Source organism: Methanospirillum sp. (assembly GCF_035406105.1).
Lineage (GTDB): Archaea > Halobacteriota > Methanomicrobia > Methanomicrobiales > Methanospirillaceae > Methanospirillum.
In genome coordinates this window covers 1-3243 of record NZ_DAONKG010000249.1, presented here as the reverse complement: position 1 = coordinate 3243, position 3243 = coordinate 1, and the positions used below count along the sequence as shown (strand labels likewise).

Genomic DNA, 3243 nt, shown 5'->3' with positions numbered 1-3243 from the left:
GACATTCAGAGGGGACACGGGTGGTGTATGGTGCTCAACCATGGCATACGCAGCAGGGTTTCCATAGAGCACCGTACCGTCAAACCCGACAATGATTACCGGATCATGAATGTTTTCAATAATGATCCGTCGCTGCTCTTCTATCTCACGAATGGTGCGGTCCTTTTATTCTCGTTCAGTAATATCCAGAATAATGGAGCATAAATAATCAATGGAACCATCATACTTTCTGACTACGCCGGTTGAGATAAGCACATCAATGAGTGAACCATCTTTTCTGATATAGCGTTTCTCAATATTGACCGGGTCCGTTCCGGCAAGGACAGACCTATATCTCTCCATCTCCTGTGCAAGGTCTTCGGGCGGAGTAATATCAGTCCATTTCATGTTTTTAAGCTCATCTTCGGTATATCCAAGCATGGATAGGAGAGCATTATTAAAATAGAGCCATCTGCCATCAGAGGTGGTAATGGCAATACCGACCAGACCTGAGTTAAAAATTGACCGGAATCTTTCTTCACTCCTTCTGATCTCTTCCATATTTTCCGATATCTGAACATACTGGGAACGAAGTTCCTCCTCAGTTGCAGCAATCTCCTCATAGGCAGCAGTCAGTTCTGCATTACTGTGAAGGAGTGCTTCATCTGCCTTTTTTCTCCGGATAATATTCCATACCCCGTTCATGAGCAGGGTCAGCTGGCGGATATCCTCTTCTCCATAGGGTTCGTCTTTATTTCCCACACCCACAAGCATAACGATGTGATCACGATCAAAGATGGGGACACCCAGATGCCGGATAATGTGTACGTGACCATCGGGAACTCCTTTTTTCAGGGAATTCGGAGCTGCATACTCATTTGTTATGACCGGTCTTCTTTGTCTGACCGGCTCGCCCCATAGTCCAGTCTTTTCAAGCGGGTACACAAAATTACGGGAGGGGATCTGACATTCGTCCATCGCTCCGTGAGACCAGGCATGCATGGTCAATATGGTCTCTTCATCATTGACAAATGCAACATACCCAATCTGGCTGAGTGTGAGGCGGACCGCCTCTTCAAGAGCAAATTCGGTGATCTCATGTATGGACAGATCAGTCATCTGACTGAGCTTGAGGAGTGTTTCAAGTCTGGACTCGTCAAGACGGAGTTTCTCCTCCACCTGCTTAAGACCGGTGATATCAGTATGAGTTCCGACCATCCGGATTGGTGAACCATACTCGTCCCGTTCCACCACTTTCCCCCGTGCCTGTATCCATCTCCATCCTCCGTCTTTTGTCTTCATCCGGAACTCAACGACATAGCCCTCGTCTTTGTGGAGGATGTGTTCCTGAATTTTTTGCTGCACCAGATCGAGATCATCCGCATGCACAAGCGATTTCCAGGTCTCATACGTAGAAGGAAGTTCTCCGGGGGAGTACCCCAGCATGAGAAACCATTGTGGACTGAATACGGCATCCCCGGTCATTACATTCCAGTCCCATATGCCTTCATTTGATGCGGCCAGGGTGAGCCGGTACCGTGATTCGGACTCTTCCAGCAACTCTCTGGCTTCGTGTAATGGTGTGATATTGCGGATTGACTCGATTGCCCCGATTATCTTCCCCTGCATATCAAACAGAGGACAGGCAGTGATCCAGAAATAATATTTTTTCCCATTCCTAAGCCAGGGCCTGGTCATCTCTGCCGTCAGATTATGTTCTATGCGGTTTAATGACGGATACTGCTCATACATATCAGGATTGTTATCGAGGACATAATCGATCAGCATCGGACGTCTTTTTTTGTAAAAAGGGAGGGCATACGCATAATCGCCCTTTCCAAGAATATCGGAAGCTGGAATACCGGAGAGACGTTCCATGGCCTGATTCCAGGCGATAACAGTATGGTTTGTGTCTATCGCAAAGGTTGCATCAGGCAGGAAATTGATGATCTCCGTTTCTCGTTGCCTGAGAAGAAGCACCTCCTGCTCAACCCGGCGGTGCGACACTGCATGATGAATCTTATTGGCAAGTTCAGTAAACTGTGCCTTGGGATCTCCGCCTTTTTGCAGGTAAAAATCAGCTCCGTTATTGAGTGCCTCTATTACCACCTCTTCCCTTCCTCTCCCGGTAAAAAGAATAAAGGGAGTTGAAAACCCCCGTGCACGGACTTCCTTTAAAAAACCGATGCCATCCATTACCGGCATCTGATAATCAGAAATAATTGTCTCAAATTCCTGTCCGGTCATGAGATCAAGTGCTATATCAGCTCCTGTAGCAGTTGTGACGTTAAAATTCCCGATCCGTTCAAGGAATATCTTTCCTAAGGCAAGAAGATCAGGTTCATCATCAACATACAGGATAGAAATTCGATCACTCATGTCAGATCTCCATATCGCCATTTTCCTGAAGGTACACCGATCTCAAAGCGGACTCCCTGCCCGTATATTCCACATTCGTGTATAGAAAGACCGGTAATAGAAAGTATCTCACGTGCCAGAAATAGTCCTATGCCGGTATGTTTCCCAAAACCATGTTCAAAAATCATCTCCTTCTCAGCCGTTTGTATTCCGGTTCCATTATCCTGGTAGACAAGTATCAGGTCGCCATTGTGCTCAACGATCTGGAGAGATATGTCTGTTACCGTCTCTCCGTGTCGTACAGAGTTCTCAAGAAGTGTGGTAAATACTTTTCTGATGATAGGATCTGTGAATATCTCCAGATGCTTTGGTATATCAGTATGGAATGTGATATCCGAAGGGAAAACCTCCTGATATGCTGATTCAAGGATCGGATAGAGCACCTGCCAGCCGGTACTATACACTCCGAAAGATTCATATTCGCGGGTAAAACTGATTATACGCTCTATCTGTCCGGCAGCAGACTTGGCTTTTTCTATATACTCACGTATTTGCCTTGGATCATCTGAACGGGATGCAAGATCATAAAACATATCCATGGTGGATATCTGGTTGTAGATATCATGCCTGGTAAGACTGGTAAGCAGGCGGAGTTTCAGATTTGACTGACGAAGGGCCTCTTTATCGTACCGCTGATCAGTAATATCACGAACGATGGCAAGGACTTCATGAGGGGCTGAACGGATGATTCTCACCTCAAACCAACAAATGTTATCCCGCATATCCAGGGAGTACTCAAAGAACTGCATCTGCCCGGTTCGAAGTGTCGTTTGTATTGCTGCAAGACCCTGGTCTGCAATGGGAGCAGGGAGAACTTCATGCAGGGATTTGCCAATCAAATACTCC

General features: G+C 46.4%; 3 protein-coding genes. 1 reads left to right on the top strand and 2 read right to left on the bottom strand.

Annotated elements, in window-relative coordinates; all coding sequences use genetic code 11:
• Positions 1-204, top strand: a 204-nt coding sequence (locus PLA23_RS11890) for a hypothetical protein (RefSeq protein WP_324475314.1), incomplete at its 5' end; no start/stop codon positions are given.
• On the opposite strand, the gene PLA23_RS11885 is transcribed toward PLA23_RS11890, so the two are convergent.
• Together PLA23_RS11885 and PLA23_RS11880 are read right to left on the bottom strand one after the other, a co-directional pair.
• The gene (locus PLA23_RS11885) at positions 166-2358 is read right to left on the bottom strand and encodes a PAS domain S-box protein (RefSeq protein ID WP_324475313.1); all 2193 of its coding nucleotides are present in this window, start codon (positions 2356-2358) and stop codon (positions 166-168) included. The genes PLA23_RS11890 and PLA23_RS11885 overlap by 39 nt on opposite strands.
• On the bottom strand, positions 2355-3243 hold an 889-nt coding region (locus PLA23_RS11880; RefSeq protein ID WP_324475312.1), incomplete at its 5' end, for a sensor histidine kinase. The genes PLA23_RS11880 and PLA23_RS11885, both read right to left, overlap by 4 nt.

Bases quoted from the DNA above. Each gene is read 5' to 3' on its own strand.
- PLA23_RS11885 (WP_324475313.1), bottom strand. From the start codon at position 2,358: ATGAGTGATCGAATTTCTATCCTGTATGTTGATGATGAACCTGATCTT.